Source organism: Hymenobacter puniceus, from assembly GCF_014333525.1.
In the GTDB taxonomy this organism is placed as follows: Bacteria; Bacteroidota; Bacteroidia; order Cytophagales; family Hymenobacteraceae; genus Hymenobacter.
The window spans coordinates 1-26,258 of record NZ_JACSCX010000012.1 but is presented as its reverse complement, the minus strand read 5'-3'; the positions used below and the strand labels follow the sequence as shown (position 1 = coordinate 26,258).

The following is a 26,258-nucleotide window of genomic DNA, read 5'->3' as shown; positions in this document are numbered from 1 at the left end:
GTGCACAGAATTGGCCCTTACGTTTGGGGCCTACCTGTTCCTGTCTGTATGTTCCGCTCTGTGCTGCTCCCTTGGCTGTGCTGTCTGCTGCCCCTGTTTCCGGCTCGGGCCCAGATGCTACCATCCGCTTCGCTAACGCCCTCCTCTGGTGACTCCACCATACGTCAGGCGCTCTGGCAGCGGCCGGTGAGCCGGGCGGTGCTGGTGCCTACGCTGCTGCTCACGGCCGGCGCCCTGACCACCCACCGGGTGGAGCTGCTGGAATCGGACGAGGAAATGCGGGAGGAAATCCGCGAGCACATGGGCCGGCCCACGATGACGCTTGACAACCAGCTCCGCTACCTGCCGGGGGCAGCCGCGCTCGGCTTAGGCCTGGCCGGGGTGCCGGGCCGCCACAAACCGGTGGACCAGCTGCTGCTGGCGGCGCTAGCCTTCACCCTCAACGACGCGGTAACCAGCAACCTGAAGAAGCTCACGCAGGTGCAGCGCCCCGACGGGTCCAATCTCCATTCCTTTCCCAGCCAGCATACCAGCCTGGCCTTTGCCTCGGCCACGTTCCTGCACAAGGAATACGGCGGGCGCAGCATCTGGTACAGCCTCGGGGGCTACGGCGTGGCCGCTACTACGGGAGTCATCCGTATGGCCAAGGATGCGCACTGGCTCTCCGACGTGCTGGCCGGAGCCGGCGTGGGCATCCTCTCCACCGAGGCGGCCTACTGGTTGTATCCGCGCCTTATGAAGCCGATGCGCCGGGTGCTGGGCAGCCGGGCACTGGTGGTACCCAGCTACCAGCAGGGAGCATTGGGGGCCACCGCGGTAGTCCGGCTGTGAGGCTGCTACTTCTCTTTTCCCTGAATCTGGTACCACTTCCTGCAAGACAGTATATGCGCAAGCGACTTGTCCATTACCCGTTGCTGCTCCTGTTGAGCGGCGTAGTAGCTCACCCTCTTTCGGCGCAGGTAGTACCCCTGCAGACGATACTCCCGGATACCACGCACAAGTTTGAGAACCCTAATGCCGTAGCGGCAAGCAGCAAGAAGCCGTGGTACGCCGGCAAGCTGGTGAAAGCCACCATCGTGCCGGCCGTGCTCATTGGCTACGGGGCCTACACCTTCAACGGGGGCGGCTTTTACACCAACCAGCAGGCCAACCGCGACATTCACCGGGTATTCCCCACCTTCCGCACCCGCGCCGACGACCTGCTCATCTTCGCCCCGTACCTGGAGCTGGGCGCCGTGCTGTTCTCGGGCGTGGAGTCGCACAACGACCGCCTCAACATGGGGCTGGTGGTGCTGAAAAGCGAGCTGATCATGCTCAGCACAACCTACGCGGTGAAGTTCCTGAGCCGCGAAACCCGGCCGGATGGGTCCGATAACCTGTCGTTTCCCTCGGGGCACACGGCGCAGGCATTTCTGGCAGCCAGCATCGTGCACACCGAGTTTCGGGACAAGAGCCAGTGGTACGGCATCGGCGCTTACACGCTGGCCACCAGCGTGGCCGCGCTACGCATGATCAACAGCAAGCACTGGCAGAGCGACGTGGTGGCTGGGGCCGGCTTTGGCATCCTGTCGGCGCACCTGGGCTACCTCACCCACCGCAACCGGTGGGGCCGCAAGCCTACGATGGTGGGCCTGAACGTAGCCCCGGCCTACTTCGGCGGTGGCACACCCGGCCTGACGGTAAGCTGGCGCGCCCGCTAACGGCCCGGTTGCATGCAATCCGTCCTGAAAAAGATTCCCGAGGTTACCCTGCTGTTCTGGGTAATGAAAATCTGCGCCACTACCCTGGGGGAAACGGCCGGTGACCTGCTGGCCCAGACGCTAAACGTGGGCTACGGGGCCAGCACCCTGCTGTTGCTCGGGCTGTTTCTGGCGGTGCTGCTCGGGCAGTTGGCCGCCCGGCACTACGTTCCCGCCCTGTACTGGGCCGTGATTCTGGCCACGAGTACGGCCGGCACTACCCTCTCGGACTACCTGGACCGGACCCTGGGCCTGGGGTATGCCACGGGGGCGGGGCTGCTGGTGGGCCTGCTGCTGGCCGTGCTGGGGCTGTGGTGGGCAAGCGAAAAGTCCTTGTCCGTGTCCGACATCCGCACCCGTCGCGGCGAGCTGTTTTACTGGACGGCCATTCTGGTGTCCAACACGCTGGGCACCGCACTGGGCGACTACCTGGCCGACAGCTCCGGCCTGGGGTTCGGGGGTGGCGCGCTGCTGATCGGCAGCTTACTGGCCGCCGTGGTAGGCGCCTACTATCTCACCGGCATTTCGCGGGTACTGCTCTTCTGGCTGGCCTTCGTGCTGACCCGGCCGTTTGGGGCCACCTTTGGCGACCTGCTCACCAAGCCGGTAGCGAAAAACGGGCTGGGGTTCGGCACGCAGGGCTCCTCCCTGATTCTACTGCTACTGCTGGGGGCGCTGGTGGCGTATACCACCTGGCGGCCACAGGTCCCCGCGCAAACCCATCCACCGCGCAGCTAATCAGGCGCCGCGGCTCCCGCTGGCAGCCACCAGCTGCCGACTACTCCCCTTACCCGCCCGCCGCATGTATCTATCCGCACTTTGGGGCTTTGGCCGACTGCTCTGGCGGCGGCACCGCCAGCTGCTGCTCGGGCTGATAATGGGCTTCGTGGGGCCCTGGTGCGTGTTTATCAAGGTAGCCCAGGAAGTATGGGAAGACCAGGGCTTCTTCGGCGACCAGGCCCTGCTGGAACTGCTGCACCGGACTGGCAGCCCCGGGCAGGACGCCGTGGCCCTGTGGATGGCCCGGGCCGGGGGCATGCTTTGGACGCCCGTAGTGGAGGCCACGGTTCTACTGGGCCTGCTGCTGGCTCGGCAGCGGCGGGCGGCCCTGTTTTTTCTGCTCGCGGTGGGCGGAGCTGGCGTGCTGAACTTGTTTGCCAAGCTGCTGCTGGCGCGGGCCCGCCCGGCACTCTGGGTGTCCATCGCCCCGGAGACCACCTACAGCTTTCCCAGCGGGCATGCCATGGGGGCGGCGGCCCTGGCCCTGACGCTCGTTGTGCTGCTTTGGCCCACCCGGGGCCGCTGGGTAGCCGTAGGGCTCGGCACGGGCTGGGCGCTGCTCATGGGCTGGTCGCGCATGTACCTGGGTGTGCATTTCCCCTCCGATGTGCTGGCCGGCTGGGTGGGGGCCATGGGCTGGGTGGGCGGCATACACCTGCTCTTTGACCGGCACGCCCTGGACCTGGGCCAGCTGTGGCGCGACACTCGCACCTACTGGCTGGCCCGGCGGAGCTGAGCACGCGCCCAGCCCTGGTCTTGTCTGGTCTGGTCTCCGCCGGCCAACTAATGCGCACGAGCATCCACCTGCCATGGTGGCAGGACGACTACAGAATTGCTTCAGAAAGGCCTCGTATTCTTGGGCCTGTTTCAACTTCACGCATTCTTCATACTTGGGTTTAGTACTACTCATGCGAGCCAGAAAAGGCGGTGAAAACACGCCGGAGCCAGCGAGCTAAGTCCAAGATCCTACTCTGCACCTATCCCGGCGGTAGCACTCTGCCCAGGTAGTTGCCCCCAGCAGCCGTTGCCGTGACCATACATTCCCCGCTTCCACCTCCCGTTTCCCTGGCCGCCACGCTTCGCCGGCGCTGCCTCTGGCTGCTGGCGCTACCCCTGTTGCTAGCGGGCTGCGTGAGTACCAAATCGACCTACACCCGCGACCATGTGGCCCGCCGGCTACAGGCGCGGGCCGGCTACGAGCTGGGGCCGGGCCGCTCAGCTACCGTCCCCGCCCCCGCGCTGCCAAACCTGCAGGACGGCCTGAGCGAGGAAGAAACCGTGAGCCTGGCGCTCACGCGCAATCCCGCCTTTCAGGCGGACCTGAGTACGCTGGCCCTTGCCCAGGCTGATTTGCAGGACGCCGGTCTGCTGGCCAATCCTGTGCTCACGGGCGTGACGGCCTACGGTACCTCGCCCGTATTTCTGGCCCTGAACTTCGCCTCCGATCTGCTCTGGCAGCGCCCGGGCCGGGTGGGAGCCGCCCAGCTCGAAACCCAGCGCGTGGCCGAAAGCCTGGTGAGCCGGGGCCTGCTCGTGAGCCGCGACGCCCAGGTAGCCTACACCGACATTACGCTGGCCGAGGAGCGGCTGCGCATTGCCCGTGAGGCCATTACCATGCGGGCCGAGGTAGCGCGCATTGTGCGGGCCCGCTACCGGGTGGGTGAGGCCAGCGAACTGGAAACCGTGGCCCCCAGCGCTGATAGCCTACGCGCCGTCGACGACTTCTATCGCGCCCGCCGCGACGCCCAGGTGGCCCGCCTGCGGCTTTTTGCCACGCTCGGACTGGATTCGGTGAATGCCGACTCGGTGCGCTTCACGGCGGCTCCTACCTCTGCTACTACCGTGCCGCCGCTGCGCACGCTGCTGGACTCGGCCTACGCGGCCCGGCCCGACCTGTGGGCCGCCCGCATCGGCATTGAGGGCATCGGCAAGCGGCTGAAGTGGGAACGGAGCCGGGTGTTCTCGTTCGTACTCTCGCTCAACGCCCGCCTCAACGACCCTAATCCCGTGCACCTGGGGCCGGGCGCGGCCATCGGCCTGCCTATTTTCAACCGCAACCAGGGCCGCATCTCACGGGTCAAAGCCGAACTGGAACAGGCCTCCTGGCAGTATCTAGCCCTGCGCCAGACCGTGAACCTGGATGTGCGCGAGGCCTACGCCCAGTACGAGCAGGCCACCCAGAGCGTGGCCCTGTGGGAACGAAGCTACCTGCCCAGCCTGAGCGACGCGCTACGCCGCTCCACCAACGCCTTTATCAACGGCGACTTTCCCTACGTGCAGGTGGCCGAAACCACCCGCCAGCTGCTCGATGCCCGCCAGCGCGCTGCCGACGCCCGCGCCGACCAGCGCCGCGCTCTGGCCCGGCTGCGCTACGCCGTGGGTGGCCGCTTCTAACTTCTCCGACATCTTCCTGCCATGTACTTTCCCCCGTTCACATCCTCTCTGCTGGTAGCCGCCCGCTGCCTGGCGCTGACTAGCCTGCTCGGCGGCGTGGTGGCCTGCGGCAAAGCCGAAAAGCCCAAGGCCGTCAGCCCCGCCGAAGTCGAAAACCCGGTCAAGGAGTCGGACCTGACTACCATAGTTATTACTGCTGACGCGGAAAAGCGGCTGGGCATCAAAACCGTGGCCATTACAACCGACAACGTGCAGGCCACGCGGGAAGTAGGCGGCGAGATTCAGGCCGTGCCGGGCCAGGCCGTCACCATTGTGGCCCCCGTGCAGGGCACGCTACGCGGCGGGGCCAGCCTCACGGCCGGCCAGCGCGTACGCCAGGGCCAGACGCTGTACAGCTTGGTGCCGCTGCCGCCGGAGCGCGACCTGCTCACCCTCGACCAGGGCACCACCCAGGCCCGCACCCAACTGCAGGTAGCCCAGGCCCGTCTGCAACGGGCCGAGGAGCTGCTGGCCGACCGCGCGGGCAGCGTGCGGGCCCGCGACGACGCCCGCGCCGACGTGGCGTTGGCTCAGCGCGCCTTAGCCGACGCCCGCGCCCGGCAGGGGGCCATGAACGGCAATACCGGCGGCGGGCAGGCCCTGCCCATCAAAGCGCCGTTGAGCGGGGTGGTGCAGCGCGTGAACGTCGCGCCCGGCTCGGTGGTGACGGCCAACACGGTGCTGGTGGAGCTGGCTGCCCTCAACAAAGTATGGGTGCGCGTGCCATTGTTCGTGGGTGATTTGCGTCGTTTGGGCAAGGAACAGTCCGTGACCGTACGGCCCCTGAACGGGGGCGCGGCCCGGCAGGCCCGGCCCGTAGAAGCCCCCTTGCTCAGCGCCTCCGCCGGTACCGGCACGCCCGGTGCGGGTGCAGCCGGCACGGGCACGGCCGACGTGTTCTACGAGTTGGACAACACCGACGAGGCCTTCCGCCCCGGCGAGCGGGTGGCCGTGGACGTGACGCTGGGCAGCGGCAGCTCAGCCACGGGCGGCACCGCCACAACGGCTGCCCTGACCATTCCGGCCGCCGCGCTGCTCTACGACGCCTCGGGCGGGCAGTGGGTGTACGTGCGCACTAAACCGCTGCAGTACACCCGGCAGCGGGTAGAGGTGCAACGGGCAGTGGGTAACCAGATTGTCATCTCTCGGGGCGTGCAGGCCGGCGCGGAAGTCGTGACCGACGGCGCGGCAGAATTATTCGGAACTGAATTTGGCGGCAGCCACTAAGCCATGAAGTGGATCATAGAATCGGCGCTGCGGCTGCGGCTGGTAGTGGTCATCCTGTTTGGGGTGTTGCTGGTGGCGGGCCTGCAGGTGGTGCGCAACACGCCCCTGGATGTATTCCCCGAGTTTGCTCCGCCCTACGTGGAAGTGCAGACCGAAGCCCCAGGTTTGAGTACGGCCGAGGTGGAAGCTCTGGTGAGCGTACCGCTGGAAAACGCGCTGAACGGCACGCCCGACGTGAAGAAAATCCGGTCCAAATCGGTGCTGGGGCTCTCGTCGGTGGTGCTGTACTTCCCGCAGGGCATTGACATCAACAACGCCCGGCAGGCGGTGCAGGAGCGGCTGGCGCGGGTGGCGCCCACACTACCCGGCGTGGCCCGCCCCCCGGTGATGCTCTCCCCGCTGTCTTCGACCAGCCGGGTACTCAAGATTGGCGTTTCCTCCGATAGCCTGACGCAGGTGGAGATGACGACGCTGGCCCGCTGGAGCATCCGCCCGCGTCTGATGGCGGTGCCCGGGGTGGCCAACGTGGCCATCTGGGGCCAGCGCGACCGGCAGCTGCAGGTGCTGGTGAACCCCGAGCAGCTGCGCACCCTGGGCCTGACGTTGGCCGAAGTGGAAAAGGCCGCGGCCGACGCTACCTCGCTAGCTGGCGGCGGCTTCATCGACTCGCCCAACCAGCGTTTGGCCGTCTCGCAAAGCTCGGCTATTCAGTCGGCCGCCGATTTGGCCCAGATGCCCGTGACCTTCCGCAACGGCGTAAGTCTGAAGCTGGGCGAGGTGGCGCAGGTGGTCGAGGGCTTCCCCGCGCCCATCGGCGACGCCGTGATTAACGACGGACCCGGTCTGCTGCTCATCGTGGAAAAGCAGCCCGGCGCCAATACCCTGGACGTGACCCGGCAAGTGGAAGCGGCCCTGAACGCCATGCGGCCGGGCCTGAAGGGCCTGGATATCGACTCCACCATCTTCCGGCCGGCGACCTTTATCGAGATGTCGCTCAGCAACCTGAACAAGTCGCTGCTCATCGGCTGCGTGCTGGTGGTGCTGGTGCTGCTATTCTTTTTGTACGAGTGGCGCACGGCCCTGATTAGCGCTTTGGCGCTGCCCACGTCGCTGATTGCGGCGGCGCTGGCCCTGCGTTACTCCGGCAAAACCATCGACACGATGGTGCTGGCCGGCCTCATCATTGCCCTGGGCGAGGTGGTCGACGACGCCATTATCGACGTGGAAAACATCATGCGGCGGCTGCGGCTGAACCACGAAGCGGGCTCACCCAAAACCGCGTTTGCGGTGGTATATGAGGCCTCCATGGAAGTACGGTCAGCCGTGATCTACGGCTCCGTTATCGTGGCGCTGGTCTTGCTGCCCATCTTTTTGCTACCGGGCCTGTCGGGGGCGTTTTTCCAGCCGCTGGCCTTTGCCTACGTGCTGGCCATCCTGGCCTCCCTATTCGTGGCCCTGACCCTGACGCCGGCCCTGGCCCTGCTGCTGCTGCCCAAGGCAGCGGAGAAAAAGTCGAAGGACGCGCCGGTGGTGGCCTGGCTGAAGCGGCACTACGCCCGGGTGCTGCCCGGTTTGCTGGCTCGTCCCAAGCGCGTGGCCTGGTCGCTGACTGGTGTGGCGGTGGTGTCGATGCTGCTGGTGCCGTTTTTCGGCCAGGAGTTTTTGCCCAACTTCAAGGAGTACGACTTTCTGATGCACTGGGTGGAGAAGCCCGGCACCTCGCTGCAGGCCATGTCGCGCATCACGGTGCGGGCCAGCAAGGAGCTGCGCGCCATTCCGGGCGTGCGCAACTTCGGGGCCCACATCGGCCGCGCCGAGGTGGCCGATGAGGTGGTCGGACCCAACTTCACCGAGCTGTGGATTTCCGTCGACCCCAAGGTGGACTATGAGCAGACCGTGGCCAAAATCCAGACCGTGGTGGACGGCTACCCCGGTCTCTACCGCGACCTGCTGACGTATTTGCGCGAGCGAATCAAGGAGGTGCTCACCGGCACCTCGGCTACCATCGTGGTGCGCATCTTCGGCCCCGACCTCGACCAGCTCTACACCAAGGCCAAGGAAGTCGGCAGCAAACTCGAAGGCGTGGAGGGCGTGGTGGACCTGAAAGTGCAGCAGCAGACGCTGGTGCCCCAGATTCAGGTGAAGATAAAGCCCGAGGCAGCGGCCCGCTTCGGCCTCAGCCCCGGCACCGTGCTGCAGGCCATCAGCACGCTGGTAAAGGGCCGCAAGGTGGGCGAAATCTACCAGGAGCAGAAGATTTTCGACGTGGCCGTGTGGGGCCAGCCGGCCGTGCGCTCCGACTTCGGGGCCGTGCGCGACCTGCTCATTGGCCTGCCCGGTGGTGGGGCCGTGCCCCTGCGCGAGGTGGCTGATGTACGCATCGTGCCCACGCCAAACGAAATCACCCGCGAAGCTTCCTCCCGCCGCATCGACGTGACGCTCAACGTGCGCGGCCGGGACCTGGGCTCCGTGGCCCGCGACGTGCAGGCGCAAGTGGATGGCGTGGCCTTCGAGGCCGGCTACCACCCCGAAATCCTGGGCGAGTACGCCGAGCGGCAGGCCTCGCAGAATCGCATGTCGCTGCTGGTGTGCCTCTCGCTCATCGGCATCTTCCTGGTGCTCTACACCGACTTCGGCACCGTGCGGCTGGCTACGCTAGGCATTCTAAGTTTGTTTTTCGCCGTGTCGGGCTGTTTGCTGGCGGCCTTTCTCACGGGCGGCGTGCTCTCGCTAGGCTCCATCGTGGGCTTTATCACGGTGCTCGGGGTGGCGGCGCGCAACAGCATCATGCTCGTCAGTCACTACCAGCACCTGGAGCGGGAAGAGGGCATGCCTTTCGGCAAGGAGCTTATCATTCGCGGCTCGCTGGAGCGGGTGTCGCCCATCATCATGACGGCCCTGACGTCGGTGCTGGCCCTGCTGCCCATCATCCTGGCCGGCAACGAGCCGGGCTCTGAAATCGAGCACCCCATGTCGGTGGTCATTCTGGGCGGCGTCATCACCTCCACGGTGCTCAACCTGCTGGGCATGCCGGCGCTCTACTGGGCCTTCGGGCGGAAGGCAGGTAGCCCGTCCGACTCCGCGAACCAGTAGAAAAGCGTGGGCTGAGACCCTGGACGTTCCCCCGATGCCGGTAGAATTTCTTAGCAACGACCAAGCCGCCCGGTACGGGTGCTATCATGCCGACCCGAGCCCGGAGCAACTCAGCCGTTTCTTCTACTTGAGCGGCCCGGACCTGCAGTGGTTATCGGGGCGTCGGCGCCCTTACAACAAGCTGGGATGTGCCGTGCAGCTCTGCACCCTCCGTTTCCTGGGCACCTTTCTGCCTGACCCCACGCAGGTGCCGACCAGTGTAGTTCACACGCTGGCTCAGCAACTCGGTTTGCCGGCGGAGTCGTTGGACGGCTACCATACCCGCCCTAATACGTGGTATGACCACCAAGCTAGCCTGGTGGCGTACTCAGGGTACGTGCCCTTCGATGCCCGGCAAGCGTTTCGACTCACGCGCTGGCTCTACGCGCAGGTAACCACCAGCACGGTGCGCCCGAGCGTTCTGTTTGATTTGACCACAGCGCATCTGGTTACTCTGCGCGTGGTGTTGCCAGGCGATTCGCTCCTGACGCGCCTCATTGTGCGGGTGCGCGAACAGAGTGGCCAGCACATCTACCGCCACCTGCGGGCCCGCCTCAGTCCCGCGCAGCAACTTGCCTTGGAAGCGTTGCTGCTGGTGCCCGCGAGGGAGCGGCTAACGCCCTTGGAAGTGTTGCGAATACCGCCCACCCGCGTGTCCGCTTCTGCCCTGGTGGTCGCCCTGCGGCGGTTGGAGCAGATTTGGGCCGTCGGCGTGGGGGATGTGTCCGTGCAGAATGTAGCCGAAGCCCGGCTGGTCCGTATGGCCCGACATGCCCAGCTGACGTGGGCCCAGCCCTTGCTACGCATGGGCGAGGAATGTTGCCTGGCCACGCTGCTGGTGTTCGTGCAGGCCTTGGAACGCACGGCCACTGACGACGTGCTGGATTTGTTTGACGGGCTAATGACGTCGCTGGCCCTGCGCGGGGAAACCAAGCGTCGTAGTGAGCGGCTTCGCTCGCTCAAAGACCTGGACCATGCCGCCCTGCTGCTCCAGCAAGCTGTCTGCATCCTGCTCAACGAGGCGGTACCCGCCAAAGCAATACGACCCCGGGCCCTGGCCGTCCTGGGCGAGGCCCGATTACGGGTGGCGGCAGACGCCGTGCAGGCGCTGGCTAGCCCGCAGGAGGACCCTATGGCGCAAGCGCTGAGCGGCAGCTATGCCACGGTGCGCCGCTTCTTGCCCGCCTTGCTCGGCAGCGTCAAGTTCGAAGGTACTCCATCAGCCAAACCCCTACTGGATGCCTGGCACTTCCTGCAAGCGCAGGAAACGAGCGGCCGGGGCCGGCCCAAATGGACTTCCGCCCCCCGCGCGGTGGTGCCCAAGGGGTGGGCGGGGCGGGTATTTCCTGCCGAAGGCGAGGTAAATCCACCCGCGTATACCATATGCGTGCTCGACCGGCTGCATCAAGCTTTGCGCCGCCGGGAGGTATTTGTAGTACGTAGTGAACGGTACGGCGACCCACGGGCCGAACTGCTACGGGGCGAACAGTGGGAGGTGGCGCGCGATTCCGTGGCGCGGGCCCTAGAAAGGTCTACTGACCCAACCGTCGAAGTGGGTCGACTCCAGCAGCAACTGCGGGACGCCTACCGCGAGGTGAGTGAAAATCTAGCGCAGAATACGGCCCTGGAGCTGCGGCAGGAGAACGGACAGCCATACGTGGTGGTCAGTCCCCTGGCGGCACAGCAGGAGTCTGCGCGCTTACAGCACCTGCGGGAGCACCTGGCCAGCCAGTTGCCCCAAGTCGAACTGGCCGCGCTGCTCCTGGAAGTGGAGGCCTTTACCGGTTTTGCCAGCGCCTTCAGCCATGTGGCCGATGGGCAGACGGCCGCCACCGACCTGCCCCTGAGTATCTGCGCCGTTCTGCTGGCCCAGGCCTGCAACATCGGCCTGAAAACGGTGGCGCGGGCCGACGTACCGGCCCTGACGTTGCCGCGCTTGTCGTGGGTACAGCAAAATTACGTGCGGGTCGAAACGCTCACCGCCGCGAATGCCCGGCTCGTGGACGCACAAGCGGGGCTGCCGCTGGCCCAGGCCTGGGGCGGTGGGGAAGTGGCCTCGGCCGACGGGATGCGCTTCGTCGTGCCCGTGCGCACCCTGCACGCCGGCTGGAACCGCAAATACTACGGCTCGCAGCGTGGCGTGACCTACTACAACTTCACGGGCGACCAGTTCACCGGCTTTCACGGCATCGTCATTCCCGGTACGCTGCGCGACTCCCTCTTCATCCTGGCCGGGCTGCTGGAACAGCAAACCAGCCTGGACCCACGCGAAATTATGGCCGACACCCACGGCTACAGCGACGTGGTTTTCGGCCTGTTCGCGTTGCTGGGCTACCGCTTCAGTCCCCGGCTGGCCGACTTGGCCGACCAGCGTTTCTGGCGGCTGCAGAAAGACGACGATTACGGGCCGCTGAACGCGTTGAGCCGCCACGTCATCAATGCCCGTCTCCTTATCGAGCACTGGGACGATATGCTACGGCTGGCCGGCTCACTTAAAGTGGGCAAGGTCAAGGCCCCGGCCGTGATGCGCACCCTGCAACGGGCCGGAGCCTTATCGGGCCTGGGCCGGGCCGTGGCCGAATTAGGGAGGGTGGAGAAAACGCGCTACCTGCTGGCCTACGTCCACGATGAGGCCTACCGGCGGCGCATCCTGGTGCAACTCAACCGGGGTGAAGGGCGGCATGCGCTGGCCCGCGCCGTCTTTCACGGCAAGAAAGGCGAGTTGCGCCAGCGCTACCGCGAGGGTATGGAGGACCAGTTAGGAGCCCTGGGTTTGGTGGTGAATGCGCTGGTGCTATGGAACACACGTTATTTACAGCAAGCGCTGGTGCAACACCAAGAAACGGGTGGGGAAGTACTGGAGGAGGACATTACCCGGCTTTCGCCGTTATTGTATGAGCACGTCAACATGCTGGGACGCTACGATTTTACGTTGCCCGAAAGCCTTGCTGCGGGGCAATTGCGGCCGTTGCGGGACCCGGCCGATTGGGAAGAACAACTCGCGCAAGTTCCTTAGCGTTGGTTTCCGTTCTTACTCTTGTGCTACCCCGACTACTGGGCGCTGGCCCAGCGCAAAGCGCAGCGCGAGCACGAGGCGCACCTGCAGGCCATTCGCCAGGCCCGCGAGACGGCCCTGCGCGTCTTCGCCCAGGTGGCGCGCACGGTCGTCGACGAGCAGATCCCAGCCGGGCTGGTGCGCGAAGCCGTGTTTGAGACCATTCCGCGGGAACAGGTCGAACAGTCCCTGCAAGCCTACTTTGCCCTGAGCGATACCCGCTTGGATTCGCCCCTGGCGTTTTTGCTGCGGCGCTACGCGCACCTGAAGCAGTTTTCCGCCCGCCTGTTGCGGCAGGTCTCGTTTGCCAGCGCTTTTGCCGGTGACCGGTTCGCCGAGGCCCTGACCCTGGTGGTGGAGTTGCAGACCGGCGCGCGGCGCAAGCTGCCGGCCGATGCGCCAACCGACTTCATCACGCCTTCCTGGCACGGGTTTGTGCACCCGCAGCAGGTGCCGGAGCGGTTGCCCTACGAACTGTGCGTGCTGGCCACCTTGCGCGAGCGGCTGCGCTCGGGCGACGTGTTCGTGCCCGGCTCGCGCAAATACGCCGACCTGGAGAGCTATCTGATTCCCGCCGCCCAGTGGCCGGGCCTGCGCGGGGAAGTGCTGCGCCAGCTGGGGCTACCGGAGGACCCGCGTCAGCGCCTGCACGCCCGCCTCGCCGAGCTCGAAGCGCTGCTGCCGCGGGTAACGGCCCTGCTGGCCGAAGGCGGGGAGGTGCGCCTGGAAGCGGGTGAGTTGGTGGTGACGGCGCTGCAGGCCGAGGAATTGCCGGAATCGCTCCGGGTGCTGGACGAGCAGATTCGCGCCCGCATGCCGGTGGTCGAGTTGACCGACATCTTGGTCGAAGTGGACGGCTAGACCGGTTTTTCGGAACTGCTACGTGAATCATTGGCTGGAGCTGTTGACGACCCGGAGCCAGTGTACGCCGCCTTGTTGGCGGCCGCCTGTAACATTCCGTTGGCCGACATGGCCCGCAGCACCGGCTTGGACTACCAAACGGTGTGGTGGGCCACCCACCAGTTCCTGCACGAGCAGCCGTTGCGGGCGGTCACTACCCGCGTGGTCAACCAGCAGCACCGCCAGTGGCTGGCCCGGCACTGGGGCGGTGGGGGCTTGTCCTCTTCGGATGGCCAGCGCTTCCCCGTCAGCGGGGCCGTGCGCAACGCCAAAGCCCTGCCGCGCTACTTCGGCTACGGCCGGGGCGTGACCTTCTACACCCACACGGCCGACCACTACGCTCAGTACGGCAGCAAGGTCATCCCCGCCACCGAGCGGGACGCCACGTATGTGCTGGATGAGGTGCTGGGCAACGAAACCGACGTGGTCATCGTCGAGCACGCCACCGACACGCACGGCTACACGGACCTGATTTTCGGACTTTTTGACCTGCTGGGCCTGCAGTACTCGCCGCGTCTGCGCGACATCGGCGACCAGAAGCTCTGCCGCATCCGGGGCCGCGAGCTGAGTTACCCGGGCCTTCACTTCACCGGCCACGTGCAGCCCGGCTACATCGAGGCCCGCCTGGACGACTTGCTGCGAATAGCCGGCTCCTTCAAGTTGGGTTACGTGACGGCCTCGCTCTTCATCAGCAAGCTACAGGCTTACCCCCGGCAAAACCACCTGACCTAGGTGCTGCAGGCCTACGGCCAGCTCATTAAAACCAATTTCATTCTGCGCTACCTGCAGAGCCAGCCGTTGCGGCGACGCATTCACGCCCAGCTCAACAAAAGGGAGGAATTGCACGCGCTTCGGGCCTGGCTTTGGTTCGGCAGTGAGGGCGTGATCCGGCGCAAACAGCAGGAGGAGCAGGCCGAGGCCGCCCGTTGCCTGACGCTGCTCACCAACTGCGTGCTGCTCTGGAATACGGTCTACATGCAGGAGGTCCTGCAGCAACTGCAAACGGAAGGGTATCCAGTGGACGAGGCCCATTTTGAATACCTCTCGCCCAGCCGCTACGAGCATATTAACCGACTGGGCAAGTATTCCTTCGAGAATCCGGCGCAGGTGGACCCGCTGCACCGCCGGCCGTTACGCCAGCCGTAGAAGCCCGCTGGGGCGGGGAAATTCCTTAGCGTGTAAATCCGCCCCGTTGGAAGAAGAACCCCTATAAGAAGGCCTAGCAGCAGGCGCTCAGGCGCTGACTTACTCCGGGGCTGCTACGAGCAGCACGGCCGTCTCACCAACATCGTGGTGCAGCAGTTGGGCGTGAGCATGTCCACGCCCACGCGCTGCCTGGATGAGTTGGAGAAGGGCGGCTACCTGCAGAAAACTGGGACCCGCGGAGCAGAGACTGAGTACGGTTAATAGGCTCATGATTGGCTCACCACGCGCCGGCACCCAAGCGCAAATCCTTAAGTGAGCGCCGTGAAGGCGCTTTTTTAACAGGCAAATTGGCTCACGATTGGCTCAGGCAGTAGAATTCGGTCAGCTTGACTTTCAAAGCTGTTATCAGCAGTATTATCAGTGTTACTAGTATTACATATGTTACTAATATTACCTGTGTTACTGGTGTTACCATTTCTGTCAGTAGGACTTCCGAAATTCAGCTAATTTTGCTGGTGCAGTAGTCAAGCTACCGCGCTTCTAAGCCCTCAGTATGGACATCGATGTCGTCAACAAAATCAAGCACCTCGCCATTATTGCCCTCGCTTCCGATGACGAGCTGAGTGAAGCCATCGTGCTAAAGGGCGGCAACGCCATCGACCTGGCTTACAGCGGCCAGCAGGGCGCGGTTTCGCGCACTTCCTTTGACCTGGATTTTTCCCTGGCCGACGGCGACTTCCTAGAAGACCTACAGATCATTAAGGATAGAATTGAAAAGACGCTGGTGCAGACCTACGCCGAAAACGGCTACGTAGTGCTGGACTACAACTTTGTCATCAAGCCCAAAGTCAAACCCCAAGTGGCTGATTTTTGGGGTGGTTACCTGGTGGAGTTCAAAGTGGTGGAGCAGCACGTATTCGACCAGCCGAGCGCGAATCCCAAAGCGCAGCGGCGGGATTTTATCCCCCTGCGCCCCAACAATTCCTCGAAGTTTCAAATCGAGTTCAGCAAGTTCGAATACATGGGCGAAGGCAGCAAGCGGCCCATTAAAGTGGATGGCTACACCGTGTATGTGTACACGGCGGAAATGATAGTATTCGAGAAAGTACGGGCCATTTGCCAGCAGTTGCCGCAGTACGCCGAGATAATTCCTTCGCATACTCCAAGGGCGCGGGCCCGGGACTTCTACGATATCCACTTAATCATGGAGTCCCAAGGAGTAACCTGCAGGTCTGCCGAGAGCCGGGCGCTGCTGCAACACATCTTCGACGCCAAGCGTGTGCCGCTGGCGTTTCTACAACAGATGCGCCACCACAAGTCTCTGCACCGCGACGACTGGGAAAACGTCCGAGCGACGGTCTCCCAAACGGAAGAAGTGCAGGATTTTGACTTCTATTTCGACTACGTGATGAATGCCTTTGAAGGAATTACAGCCCCTTAGGGAAGTAAAGCCGCCAGTCGGCGGAATAATCCTTATCCTCCATATCGTACGTCAGGTAGAAATCGAATGCCTTCGGGCGCTCTCGCAACTCGTCTAACTTCTTGCCTTGGTAGCCGGCGCGCTCCAGATAGAACCCCACGGCCTGGAAGTAGGGGTAGATGAAATCCAAGGCGTCCAGCGTAGCCACCAACTTATTTAACGAGAGCTTGCCCCGGGCCTGGCGGTAGGCCTCCAGGACGGCCGAAACGCCCCCCGCGTAGCCGGGCCGCACGGTGCTGTCGAGCAGGGTGCGCTCCACATTGGTGGTGGGAATGCCGTCCAGCTGATGCACGCCTAAGCGGTTCGTAAAACCGCCGTTGAGCACCATAAACGTGAAGTCCCCGTAGCGAATGCTGGACGTGGTGCGGCGCTGGGGCTTGGCAAACGCCGCGTCAATGCCGGCCTGCGTCAGAGACGCATCCCGCTGGGGTTTCTTGGTCTGCTCAAACGTCACGTAAATAATCTTCGGCACCTGCGTGGTTAAGCCGTTCACCCATATGGCCGAGTAATGTGACAGGTAGGCCCGGGGGGCCAACGCCGTGGCGATGTGCAACACCGAAAACTCGTCCTGCACATAGAGTTCTTTCGAGGGCAAGTACCCGTCGGACTCCAGCTTTATCTTCTGGAGCACCTCCTTGGCCAGCAACTGGTCAATCAGCTTTTCCTCCGTGGTGGTCGGCGCAATGTTCCAGGTCGCCCGTTGTTCCTCCACCAAGGCAATCAGCTGCAACTTGGTAAAGGCCTTCTTGGGGTGCTGCTTAAAGAACGCCCGTATCCGGGCCTCTGCGATAACAAACCGTGATTTACCGGCCATAGCAGCGGTTGAACATGCCGAAACACTGGAAGTATATATACTTCCAGCAAAGTTAAGACATAAAAAGCAAAAAGTCAAATCCAAGGCCGCTGCACCAATTAGGGAGGGGTAGCAATGTCATGTTGGCCGCAAATACAAAGTGTATACACTTTGTATTACGCAAAGTTAAAGCTTTTTGTTCAGTAACGCAACTCCGTATGTTGTTCAGCTGTGTACGGAGCCAGCCACCGGTAATAGGCGCTGCACGGTCGTGGCATGAAACGCGTTACCGCGTCGCGTGCGGTAGCCGGCCTGGTTGAGTTCGGCCGCAATCTGCCAGAGGGTATGCCCTTTGGCGCGGAGCAGTTCAGCGAGTCGAGCGGCCTGGCGGTTGGCTTGGTGCTCGCGGGCATTGGCTTGCATGGCCGCCTGCCCCTGAGCGATAACCGCCGGGGTAAAATTGGCCGGGCTGCCCAACTTGACGCCGCGGGCCTTCTTGGCGGCCAGCGCGTCCTTGGTGCGCTTGGAGATAGTCTCGCGTTCGTGTTGGGCAATGACGGCAAACAGCCCGACGGTCAGCGTATTTGCGTCGGGCATGTCGCAGCAGACAAAGTCCACGTCCGAGTCGCGCAGGGCGAAGATGAACCCCGCGTTGCGGCTGAGCCGGTCCAGCTTGGCGATGAGCAGCGTCGCCCCCACGCGCCGGGCTTCGGCGATGGCGGCCAGCAACTGCGGGCGCTGGTTCTTCTTACCGCTCTCAATTTCCACGAACTCGGTTCCGAGCTGGGCCACGTCCGGCACAAAGGCTCGTACGGCCGCCCGCTGCGCATCAAGGCCTAAGCCGGAATTGCCTTGCTTCTGAGTGGAGACTCTATAATAAGGAGTGTAGCGGCGTGCCGGTGACATGAGAAAAAAACCAGAGGGAAGAAAACTCTCGCAAGTTAGCCATTTTACATATTGCAAACGAACGTTTACAATATGTAAAACGAGGAAATCAGTAATGACTCAGAGTAAACTCAACCGCATTCTACATATAGAGCAGCTTATCCCGGGAAATAGCTAAAGCCTGGACAAATCTGCCCAGGCTTTAAAACACGATTCATCTCCCTCTAATTTCCGTCAAGTCAAACCTGTGATGCAACAGCCTTCGGCTCGTAGATGATGGGGGCGGGCCAGTGAAGTGGGGCCGAAATCATCACTGCCATTGCATCCTGGTCTGCCCTACCGCGAGCGTCACAATAAGCACAAGTGGCCTTAGCTTTCGCATCGCGCTCCACAACCTGCGTACCTCGATTACCAAAGGTGATTTCGCGACGAAGGCAATAATTCGCAGCAACGTACAGCTGGAATGGAGCCGTCTAACGCCGCGGAGGAAGAACATACTTTCGAACATGTAGGCGAGGCACGACAACGCGACGGGCAACACGCGCGCACAGGCGACTACGTAGCCCGTCTGTCTGCTGCGGAAGGCCGCCGCGTAGGCCCCAGTATCCGTTGGGCTGTGCAAGCCGGTGACAGCATCCGGGCCGAAGCGTACGGTCGATATGACCACACGGCCGCTTCCGGCCGCTTCTGGCGGCGTGGGGCGGTTGTCGCGGGAGCCGTCGTGACTGGTGGCCCCGGTGTGCTCGGTAGTGATCAAAAGCAGGGCGTGTCCCCCCCCCGGCGCTGGTTGCCTTATCTAGGGGCCAGCATAAGTCTAGTACCGCAGCTCTTCAAACCTAAGCAGGACGAGTTGCCCAAAGCATTTCTCCACTTCGAGTTGTTCAACTGCGACAGTCAGTTGATAGCATCTCGTACAGTACCATTGCAATGCACCACCACAGACAGTTGGCAGCACTTGAAAACGGGTATGAGAGCTGATTCGGCCGGTTTTGTAAAAGTCTCAGTTATAAACGAGAGTGGAACACCTGCTTATTTTGACGACGTAGCCGTACGGCTTATTGATGATCAAAAAATGCAGGAAAATCACTATGACCCTTGGGGACTTAACCTCGAGGGTATTGAGGATGCTGGTGAGCCGGACGCAAAATTCCAGTACAACGGCAAGGAGAAGCAGGGGGACTTTGGGCTGAACTGGCTCGATTACGGCGCCAGAATGTATGATCCGCAACTGGGGCGCTGGAATAGCATAGATCCCTTAGCAGACGCTATGCGTCGTTGGTCACCTTACAACTTCAGTTTCAATAATCCGTTACGCTTCTTGGATTTAGATGGAATGGCGCCAGGGGATTTATATGATCAGAAAGGAAATCTAATTGGCACAGATAATATAAAAGATCATAAGATGTATGTGGTAGCAGATAAAAATACCGTAAAAGAGCTAAAAAATTCGGGAGGTATTGTAGCAGATGCAAGTGTAGTAAACTCAGCATTGAAGCTTCCAAGTTTTAATCAGCATCAACAAATGGGAGAAGCAGTTGATAGATCTAATAGTAAAAACACTAATCGGCAAGATGAATTCAAAGGGGATGACGATGCAGGAGGATTTCATGAAGAAGGCGGTTTTTATGGCACAACTATGGATGGCCAAGATGAAGTTACAGCTGCAAAGCCAGGATCTAAAAAAGATCCGCTGACTGATGGAATGGCATCAATTGATTTAGCAATCCGTGCCAACCCTGCAAAAGATCGAATAGAGAATATAGAAGGTGGTTTTCATGTGCATCCAAAAGGTGTTGCATCAACCGGGCTGCCGCAGGATCCCACTTCCTCTACATTTAGTGTTGTTGGATCAAAAGGAAGTTTTAGACAGTCGCCAACTCCTGTAGTAGATTACAACCAGGCTCAAAGCTATCCTGGAAACTCCTATGTAATAGGAGCAGAAGATAAAAAAGTTTATATTTATAATGGCACCTCTAAAACCCCAATAGCAACATTTCCTCTGCACGAATTTAGAACTATAAATCCTTGAGTAAGATGGAGAGTTTTTTTCTTGCCATATTCTTATGTCTTCAAAAACCAGTTGCAGACATTCACATAACAATGAGAATGTATCAAGATGATAGTCATATAAAAATAGACAAAATGCTGTTTGATTTTGGAAAGTTTGAGGTAAAGCCAAAAAGACTAAATGATAGTGTTTTTATAATTCCTGCAAATGTTATTGGAAAAAAGGCTAACATAATTTTCTTTTCAAAAAAGAACGAGATTATATTTTCAACTCTCCTATAAGATATAATTCTGGGTATCCCGTTTGGGAAATTATATTAGATAAAATTCCTTTTTCAGAGGAATACAAGTATTTGTCTGAAAAAGGTACCAGGGAAATACAAGTTTTGGATCAAAGTACAGGGGGAATCATATCTAATCCTTAAACTTCTGAACCCAGTAATATACTGATTGTGTGTTTTATTTTGAACTAGCCCTAAGCTGGTGCCGCAATTAGTAAAGCCCTGGCAACAGGAGTTGCCCTCCTCTGGGTGTTGTTAAACAAATAGGAGAGAACCTCCGACTCATCGGCACAACCGCGCAATTTCAGCGATTAGAACTTTGATAGATAGCCTTTTACTCGAAACGAGAGCAAATCTATAGTCTTACCGCTCATTTTCGCTACCCTCCTTTGATTGTAGTAAGGAGCGTGTAACACTATCATCCCTCGCTACTCTTACGACGCATTTATGCCTTATCAGCAGCATTCAAGCTGCTGGGCGTCCGAGTCGGAGGTTCTCCCCTATTTGTTTAACGACACCCACTGCTGCTCGGCCTGCCAAGCGTAAAAGCCACTGGCTGGCACGCCCAGCACCTGGAAAAGTTGGCGCACAGGGTAGTGGCCGCGCTCGGCGGCGATGAAGCGATAATGGCTCATTGGGCCGGCGTCTGCGAGAAGATGGCGATGGCTTTTTTTAACATCTCCAGTTCCTGTGCCAGCTGCCGGGCCAGGGCCCGCAGCTGGCGCAGCTCGGCGGCCGTGGCCGGGTCCAGCGCAGGCCCTAACGTGGCCGCGGCTGGCGTTTGGGCCGCTTTCTGCCACTGGTAGATGCGCTTCGGGTCGATGTTGAGCGCCCGGGCCGCAGCTTGGGTCGAGCGGCTTTGCTCGGCCAAGCGTAGGGCTTCGGCGCGAAAGGCCGCATCATACTTGCGGCGTTTGTCGGGTTTTGACGTGTCTTTCATGACGAAGGAAAGATACCACCCTACACTGTCCAGATTTAGCCGACCACCCCACGCCTCAAACGGGCCGAGCAGGAGCTGGATATTTTAAAAAAAGCCTTGGTCATCTTCGGCCAGCCGACGCGGTGAGTACCTATCAGCACATCGCCCAGCGCACGGGCCAAGCGCCCGTGCGCCAGCTCTGCCAAGTGCTGCAGGTCGCGCCCAGCGCGTAGGAGAGCATCAAAAAGTGTGGGGCAGTGGGGCTAAGGGGCCATCTGCATCGGTTCCGCTGGCACTGACCGGAAGCCGAGATACTGCTGCCGGAAACAGTCTTCCCAGTCCTCGTTGAGCACCTTGGTGCGGGCCTGCACAAGCAGGTGCGCGCCCTTTTTGGTCCACTGCATCTGCTGTCGCTTTACCACTCTCTTGGCCAGCACTTGGTTCACCGCCGACTCCACAAAGCCAGTAGACACCCGTTCGCCGTAGTGATGGCGCTCCGAGTAGTCCACGATGAAGCCGCTGTTTTGCTCCACATAGGTGTGAAAATCAGCCAGTAGCCGGGCCAATGGCTTGCACTTGCTGTATTTCTTGGCCACCAGCGGGTCGTCTTGGTGCGTGGTCAGGATATCGTCCAAGTCCAGTATTTTTTCCAGGGCCCGCTCGGCGTTGCCGTGCCAGAGGTGCCATTTGATGCTGATCAAGCGGTCTTGCAGTGCTTTGCCACTGGCCGCGTCGACCTGAGCGAATCCCAGCGCGTATTGCTGCAGCACCGTCAGGCGCATGGTCAGGTGAAACCAGTCCAGGATGTGCGTGGACTCCGCACTCAGGTAGCTGGTCAGCGACCGCAGAACCGCGGCGCCGTCCGTGAAGAATTCTACCGCCTGATTGGCCTGCAGCCCCTGCGAACGCAGCACCTCAAACACGCGCCGACGCGGCTTGGCATCGACTTCCTGCACGAAGCCGAAGCATTTGGCGGCTCCTTCGGCGGGAATACTCTTGCCGACAATGACCTCAAAACAGCCTTTTTTATGCCAGTGCCGGACGTAGCCGCCGTCAAGACCGACCACTAGGGTACGCGCCGGACGAGGTAAGGCTTCGCGTTCAAGTTGAGAACTACCGTGAAAAGTGGCCACTTCCGGGGCCAGTTGCTGCTCCTGCGCCGTGACCACCGCGTGCAGGTGCTGCTGGATGGTTGTGCCTGTGAGCTTCGCACTCAGGGGCAGCACATCGTGAAGTAAATCGGCCGTTTTCTGGTAGGGAATCAGGCTGGCCCACTTGGTTTCCAGGTACAGCAATTCCGGCGTCACATGCTGCGGAAATAGGTGCTGCAGGGGACTGAAGCTCTTCGGTCCCGCCTCGGTGGGCGGCAAGTAGTAGCGCGGGCTATCGACCGTCACGTTGCCGAACAAGGTTTTGGGGTTCTCGTTACAACGGGGCGAAAAATTGCGGTAAGCGTTTCATCATCTCATCAGGCCCCCAGTGGGTGGCTAATTGATTCATGAGAAGGTGATGAAAGGCAGTCAGTCAGATATTATAGCCTACTTCTGAGCTGATTACTACTTACATCGCATAATGTACATTTGCTAGAACACTAACAGAACGCGCTGATAAACAATGCTTTATTGCTTAGCGCAATTGCTGCTTAATGGTAGCGATAATCTCTAATGCAGCGTAACGGGATGGCCCTGTAAAGTCTTCTCTGCCGCTGGCAAAATTTCGCAGTTATCCCAGATGCCCGTTAGGAGCGTGTGCGCATAGGAGTCGGGGAGCCCATTGGCCCGCATTAACTGATGAGCCCTGCCGTTGTCGTAGGTAAAGGCGTGAAAGGTGTAGCTAAACCGGCCATTGGTATCATCGAGCAGCAGGTACCATACCCGCGGGGTGCCATCGTTGGCGGGCATCCCAATCACGCCCGCGTTGAGCCAGCAGTGCCCCGCACGCGCATCGACAAAGGGTATTCCGGCGTGGCCGGCCAGTATCACCTCGGCCCCGGTAGCGGCAAAGCTGATTTCTTTCACCGGCCAGGGGGTAGAAGCGAACACAAAATCGGCGATGCCGGTGGACGCCCCGTGCAGCACGGCCACCGCCTTGCCCGCGTACCGGAAAGACAGCTGGAGCGGCAGGGTGCTCAGCCAGGCGACCGAGCCGGCCGATAGGCTCCGCACCGCGTAGGGAAACCAGGCGCGGGACAACAGGTCACACCGGCTGCCCTCGGCGAAGTTGCAGCCGCAGTCGTCTTCGCCCCGGATGATGTTCTGTTCCACATTGCCCTGAATGGCGTGCACGCCCCAGTCTTTCACAAACTGCACCGAGGCTTCGGGTTGGGCGCAGTAGCCCACGATGTCGCCGGTGCAGATGATGTTGCCAGCTGGAATCTGCAGCTGGTCGGCAATGGCCTTGAGCGCCTCCAAGGCCTGGAGGTTCGAGTAGGGCCCTCCGAACACGAGCAGCCGGCCGCTTTGCGTGCCGAGGTCTTGGGGGAGTGAACTATCCATGATGGGGCTTTTTGGGGAGAAGCATACAGAGCCCGAACACCCCGAAACAGAAAGCCGACGTCATCAGGTTCGTGCTGAGCAGCGCCCCGTATTTGCCGTCGCCCAGGTGCAGGGTATCGGGCAGGGGAAACAGCGTTAGCAAACCGCCCAACACCAGACCTCCCACGACCGCCAGGTGAAAGGCAAGGCGCGGGACGGGCACGTTCCAAAACAAAAACACGGGTGCCAGCCCCAGCACCAGCGTGCCGCTGATGGTAGTAGCCGACAGAATAGCGGGGTTGAAAAACACCGGGACGGTGCCCAGTACCGTCAACACCACCATGGCCCACCGTCCTCTTGATACGCTGGGTTCGGCCGCTTTGCTCAAGTCAATGCTGACTAGTTTGGAGAACGCGGCCATGGCCGAATCGAGGGTCGACGAGGCCGAGGTAACCATGATGAGGTTCATCAGCAGCAGCATGGGCACCCCGAAGTACCGCGCCACGGCCACCGGGGCTTCGCCGGTCAGGGCGTTGAGCTTGGCGAAGATGCCCACGAAGCTAAAAAAGAGGATGCAGCCCGAGCCGATAACCGCCGCCCAGAGGTACGACCGCAGCGTCGTGCGCGTATCGGCGATAAACCCCCGGTCGGTGAGCACCGGGTCGTGAAAGGGGTAGCTGAAACACTGCACCAACGCCACCAGCAGCAAATCGACCCCCTGCCCCAAGGTCCATTCCCCGCTGCTCAGAAAGGGCTTCAGGCTGCCCCCGTACTGCGGAAGGATAAAGCCCAGAATAACCGTGAGCAACACCACAAAGAGCGAGAGCTGAATGACGTCGGTCATAATCGAGCTGCTCATGCCGCCCTTGAGCGTGTAGGCCAGCGTCAGCAGGGTGAACACCACAATGGCGACGTAGTAAGCGGATGTACCCTGCGCGCCGAAATAAGAGCCGATAACGATGGTGTTGGACCAGATTTCGTTGTACAGCCGAATGATAATCAGGCAGGTGAAGACGACTACCGCGCCCGCGCCATACTTCGACTCCAGAAAGTGGTGGATGCTGCGGTAGCCCCCTTTGTTGCGCATGGACACGATGACAAAGCCGGCCACCAGAAACGAGAGGTAATACCCTGCGTAGGCCACGCCCCCCACCAGCCCGAAGCTTTGGCCCAGGTTGGCGGCGTTGGTAATCGACTTGGCAAACAGCCAGGAGATAACCAGGCTACTCGTCAGAAAAACAGCATTGGGGGTGCGCTCTTTGCGGGCTCCTCGGAAAAATTCGGCCGCGGTCCGGGACAGCGGGGACACGAAAAACAGCGTGATGCTGGACGCCAGGACCAACATCCACTGCAAAAGGGTTGTGCTCATACGGGGGTATCAGCGGGCCCACCACACGGGGGCGTTGACGCTGTTGTTTTGGGTGTTGTCGGCCGCTATTTTGTACTGCACCGCGTTCAGGGCACTTTCCGTGGCGGGGTAGGGCATGCGAACGGGAATCAGCCCGTTGTTGAGGCTAGCGGAAACCGTTTTCAAGCGAGGAAAACCCGTCCGGCGGTACTCGGTCCAGCCTTCGTAGCCATTGTTGATGTTGCCCAGCCATTTCTGCGTTACTATCTGCTCGATGGGGTTCTGGCCGTTCTGACCGTACGCCACCCGGCTGCTGGTGAGGTAGCTGGCGGGCAGGCCCGTTCCCCAGTACTCAAACGACTGGGTAATGCCTTGCTCATACAAGGTCCGCGCCGCTGCGGTTATCAGGTTCCGCTCGGCGGCTTCGGCGAGCCAGAAACTGGTTTCGCCCGCGGTCAGGTAGTTGGCGGATAAACGGTCCGAGCTTTCCCGAAAGATGGTTCCCGTAAGGGAGTAATTGGCCAACGAAATGGAGAGCCTGGAGGCATCGGGGCCGTTCAGCAGCCCTTGGTAGGTACTCGGATTGGCCGCCGTGGGCCGGAAATACGTAGCTATCCGGGGGTCGCTCAGTCCCGTGAGCAGCTCCTCGCTGGTTTTGGACATGATGAACAGGTTGAAGTCCCCGATGCGGGCGGTCGACATGCGGAAATTGTTGGGCTGCGCCAGCGAGAACCGAAAGGCGGCATTGTCCGCATTTGTGCGGATGTAATTGCCGCCGGTCACAACGGCTTGCAAGGCAGCCTGCACGTTCACCTTGCGCGATACGCGCATCAGGCACTTAATCTTGACCGAGTTGGCAAATTTTACCCATTTGCTGAGGTTGCCATTGTAGAGGACATCCCCTTCGAGGGCCGTAGTACCTCGGTAGTTATTGATGGAGGCGATGCCCTTGTCCAGGTTGTCGAGGATGCCGCCGGGGGCCGTGTAGATAGACTCCTGACTGTCGTAGGCCGGCGTAATCACCCCCGCGCGGCCCTGCAACGCTTGGCTGTAAGGCACGTCGCCGTACAGGTCCGTCAGCGTGGCGGCGAGGTAGGCTTTCAGTATCAGGGCCGGTCCTTCGTACACCGCGAAAGCGGGATTGGCGCGCGCTTTTTGCAGCAGAATCTCGTTGTCCCGCAGGTTGCTGTATAGAAAAGGCCAGGGGTTGCCGCCGTACTGCGGTTCGCTCAGGCTGTGCCGGTCGAAGAGGTTGAAGTCGATGGCCGTGAAGTACTGCCCCAGCAGGTTGCCCGCGACGAAGGCTTCGTACGACATCTGTTCGCCGTAGTCGAAGATGACTTTGCGCAGCAGCAGCGACGGTTGCACGTTGACCGGCGCGTTGGGATTGGTGTTGATTTCCTCGAAGCCGTCCGTACACGCGGGCAGAAACCCAGCCAGGGCACTCAGCAGGAGGATGCTGTATAATTTCCGTTTCATGATGTGGTGGCAGGCTTAGAAGTTTGCGCTTAGTTTCAAGCCCACGTTGCGGGTGGTTGGGTAGCTCATGTCCTCGACGCCTGTCTGAAATTGATTTTGCTGGAACGAGGTCTGCTCGGGGTCGAAGTGCGGGATGCGCGAGAAGGCCAGCAGGTTCCGTCCGACCAGCGCTACAGTCAG

At 61.1% G+C, this 26,258-nt stretch carries 19 protein-coding genes and 1 pseudogene; 12 read left to right on the top strand and 8 right to left on the bottom strand.

The annotated features are described in order from the left end of the window. The first annotated feature begins 48 nt into the window (after window positions 1–48). The 11 genes and pseudogenes from H8B14_RS20195 to H8B14_RS20140 all read left to right on the top strand — a co-directional run bounded on the left by H8B14_RS20195 (window position 49) and on the right by H8B14_RS20140 (window position 15,853). A complete protein-coding gene (locus H8B14_RS20195) occupies window positions 49–831 on the top strand; it encodes a phosphatase PAP2 family protein (RefSeq protein WP_187317486.1) in 783 nt (260 codons plus the stop codon). A gap of 53 nt (window positions 832–884) precedes the next feature. Continuing rightward, a complete protein-coding gene (locus H8B14_RS20190) occupies window positions 885–1,700 on the top strand; it encodes a phosphatase PAP2 family protein (protein WP_187317485.1) in 816 nt (271 codons plus the stop codon). 12 nt (window positions 1,701–1,712) lie between these two features. Further along, window positions 1,713–2,477: a COG4705 family protein gene (locus tag H8B14_RS20185; RefSeq protein ID WP_222840668.1), complete on the top strand. Its 765-nt coding sequence runs from the start codon at window positions 1,713–1,715 to the stop codon at window positions 2,475–2,477. 64 nt (window positions 2,478–2,541) lie between these two features. Further along, entirely contained in the window at window positions 2,542–3,255 is a 714-nt protein-coding gene (locus H8B14_RS20180; RefSeq protein WP_187317484.1) for a phosphatase PAP2 family protein, read from the top strand. A gap of 293 nt (window positions 3,256–3,548) precedes the next feature. Then, a complete protein-coding gene (locus H8B14_RS20175; protein WP_187317483.1) occupies window positions 3,549–4,913 on the top strand; it encodes a TolC family protein in 1,365 nt (454 codons plus the stop codon). Window positions 4,914–4,934: 21 nt separating this feature from the next. After that, window positions 4,935–6,179 (top strand): efflux RND transporter periplasmic adaptor subunit, encoded by a 1,245-nt coding sequence (locus H8B14_RS20170; protein WP_187317482.1) that lies wholly within the window; start codon window positions 4,935–4,937, stop codon window positions 6,177–6,179. A 3-nt stretch (window positions 6,180–6,182) separates the two neighbouring features. Continuing rightward, window positions 6,183–9,272: an efflux RND transporter permease subunit gene (locus H8B14_RS20165; protein WP_187317481.1), complete on the top strand. Its 3,090-nt coding sequence runs from the start codon at window positions 6,183–6,185 to the stop codon at window positions 9,270–9,272. A gap of 34 nt (window positions 9,273–9,306) precedes the next feature. Then, entirely contained in the window at window positions 9,307–12,327 is a 3,021-nt protein-coding gene (locus H8B14_RS20160; RefSeq protein WP_187317480.1) for a Tn3 family transposase, read from the top strand. Between the two features lie 21 nt (window positions 12,328–12,348). Then, on the top strand, window positions 12,349–13,227 hold the full coding sequence (locus H8B14_RS20155; protein WP_187317479.1) for a hypothetical protein: 879 nt from the start codon (window positions 12,349–12,351) through the stop codon (window positions 13,225–13,227). Between the two features lie 30 nt (window positions 13,228–13,257). Continuing rightward, a pseudogene (locus H8B14_RS21240) lies at window positions 13,258–14,412 on the top strand (transposase). A gap of 553 nt (window positions 14,413–14,965) precedes the next feature. After that, complete coding sequence (locus H8B14_RS20140; protein ID WP_187317476.1) at window positions 14,966–15,853, top strand: nucleotidyl transferase AbiEii/AbiGii toxin family protein; 888 nt, start codon at window positions 14,966–14,968, stop codon at window positions 15,851–15,853. On the opposite strand, the gene H8B14_RS20135 is transcribed toward H8B14_RS20140, so the two are convergent. Together H8B14_RS20135 and H8B14_RS20130 are read right to left on the bottom strand one after the other, a co-directional pair. Continuing rightward, entirely contained in the window at window positions 15,840–16,706 is an 867-nt protein-coding gene (locus tag H8B14_RS20135) for a type IV toxin-antitoxin system AbiEi family antitoxin domain-containing protein (protein ID WP_187317475.1), read from the bottom strand. The two genes, H8B14_RS20140 and H8B14_RS20135, sit on opposite strands and share 14 nt — an antisense overlap. Before the next feature lie 204 nt (window positions 16,707–16,910). After that, a complete protein-coding gene (locus H8B14_RS20130) occupies window positions 16,911–17,591 on the bottom strand; it encodes a recombinase family protein (RefSeq protein WP_187317474.1) in 681 nt (226 codons plus the stop codon). Window positions 17,592–18,525: 934 nt separating this feature from the next. On the opposite strand from H8B14_RS20130, the gene H8B14_RS20125 reads away from it, so the two are divergent. Then, complete coding sequence (locus H8B14_RS20125; RefSeq protein ID WP_222840667.1) at window positions 18,526–19,599, top strand: RHS repeat domain-containing protein; 1,074 nt, start codon at window positions 18,526–18,528, stop codon at window positions 19,597–19,599. Between the two features lie 759 nt (window positions 19,600–20,358). On the opposite strand, the gene H8B14_RS21235 is transcribed toward H8B14_RS20125, so the two are convergent. The 6 genes from H8B14_RS21235 to H8B14_RS20100 all read right to left on the bottom strand — a co-directional run bounded on the left by H8B14_RS21235 (window position 20,359) and on the right by H8B14_RS20100 (window position 26,078). Then, window positions 20,359–20,493, bottom strand: coding sequence for a hypothetical protein (locus H8B14_RS21235; protein ID WP_261990117.1), 135 nt, complete (start codon window positions 20,491–20,493; stop codon window positions 20,359–20,361). Beyond that, on the bottom strand, window positions 20,490–20,798 hold the full coding sequence (locus H8B14_RS20120; RefSeq protein WP_187317472.1) for a transposase: 309 nt from the start codon (window positions 20,796–20,798) through the stop codon (window positions 20,490–20,492). Before H8B14_RS20120 ends, H8B14_RS21235 begins: the two co-directional genes overlap by 4 nt. 242 nt (window positions 20,799–21,040) lie before the next feature. Continuing rightward, window positions 21,041–22,186 carry an ISKra4 family transposase gene (locus tag H8B14_RS20115; protein WP_261990116.1) on the bottom strand — a complete coding sequence of 382 codons (1,146 nt, stop codon included), beginning with the start codon at window positions 22,184–22,186 and terminating at the stop codon, window positions 21,041–21,043. Window positions 22,187–22,438: 252 nt separating this feature from the next. After that, entirely contained in the window at window positions 22,439–23,272 is an 834-nt protein-coding gene (locus H8B14_RS20110) for a metallophosphoesterase family protein (RefSeq protein ID WP_187317470.1), read from the bottom strand. Beyond that, window positions 23,265–24,620: a sodium:solute symporter family transporter gene (locus H8B14_RS20105; protein WP_187317469.1), complete on the bottom strand. Its 1,356-nt coding sequence runs from the start codon at window positions 24,618–24,620 to the stop codon at window positions 23,265–23,267. The genes H8B14_RS20110 and H8B14_RS20105 overlap by 8 nt, the downstream gene beginning before the upstream one ends. Before the next feature lie 9 nt (window positions 24,621–24,629). Then, window positions 24,630–26,078: a SusD/RagB family nutrient-binding outer membrane lipoprotein gene (locus H8B14_RS20100; RefSeq protein WP_187317468.1), complete on the bottom strand. Its 1,449-nt coding sequence runs from the start codon at window positions 26,076–26,078 to the stop codon at window positions 24,630–24,632. Window positions 26,079–26,258: the final 180 nt, after the last annotated feature.

Bases quoted from the DNA above. Each gene is read 5' to 3' on its own strand.
- H8B14_RS20195 (WP_187317486.1), top strand. From the start codon at position 49: ATGTTCCGCTCTGTGCTGCTCCCTTGGCTGTGCTGTCTGCTGCCCCTG.
- H8B14_RS20190 (WP_187317485.1), top strand. From the start codon at position 885: ATGCGCAAGCGACTTGTCCATTACCCGTTGCTGCTCCTGTTGAGCGGC.
- H8B14_RS20185 (WP_222840668.1), top strand. From the start codon at position 1,713: ATGCAATCCGTCCTGAAAAAGATTCCCGAGGTTACCCTGCTGTTCTGG.
- H8B14_RS20180 (WP_187317484.1), top strand. From the start codon at position 2,542: ATGTATCTATCCGCACTTTGGGGCTTTGGCCGACTGCTCTGGCGGCGG.
- H8B14_RS20170 (WP_187317482.1), top strand. From the start codon at position 4,935: ATGTACTTTCCCCCGTTCACATCCTCTCTGCTGGTAGCCGCCCGCTGC.
- H8B14_RS20165 (WP_187317481.1), top strand. From the start codon at position 6,183: ATGAAGTGGATCATAGAATCGGCGCTGCGGCTGCGGCTGGTAGTGGTC.
- H8B14_RS20160 (WP_187317480.1), top strand. From the start codon at position 9,307: ATGCCGGTAGAATTTCTTAGCAACGACCAAGCCGCCCGGTACGGGTGC.
- H8B14_RS20140 (WP_187317476.1), top strand. From the start codon at position 14,966: ATGGACATCGATGTCGTCAACAAAATCAAGCACCTCGCCATTATTGCC.
- H8B14_RS20135 (WP_187317475.1), bottom strand. From the start codon at position 16,706: ATGGCCGGTAAATCACGGTTTGTTATCGCAGAGGCCCGGATACGGGCG.
- H8B14_RS20130 (WP_187317474.1), bottom strand. From the start codon at position 17,591: ATGTCACCGGCACGCCGCTACACTCCTTATTATAGAGTCTCCACTCAG.
- H8B14_RS21235 (WP_261990117.1), bottom strand. From the start codon at position 20,493: ATGAGCCATTATCGCTTCATCGCCGCCGAGCGCGGCCACTACCCTGTG.
- H8B14_RS20120 (WP_187317472.1), bottom strand. From the start codon at position 20,798: ATGAAAGACACGTCAAAACCCGACAAACGCCGCAAGTATGATGCGGCC.
- H8B14_RS20110 (WP_187317470.1), bottom strand. From the start codon at position 23,272: ATGGATAGTTCACTCCCCCAAGACCTCGGCACGCAAAGCGGCCGGCTG.
- H8B14_RS20105 (WP_187317469.1), bottom strand. From the start codon at position 24,620: ATGAGCACAACCCTTTTGCAGTGGATGTTGGTCCTGGCGTCCAGCATC.
- H8B14_RS20100 (WP_187317468.1), bottom strand. From the start codon at position 26,078: ATGAAACGGAAATTATACAGCATCCTCCTGCTGAGTGCCCTGGCTGGG.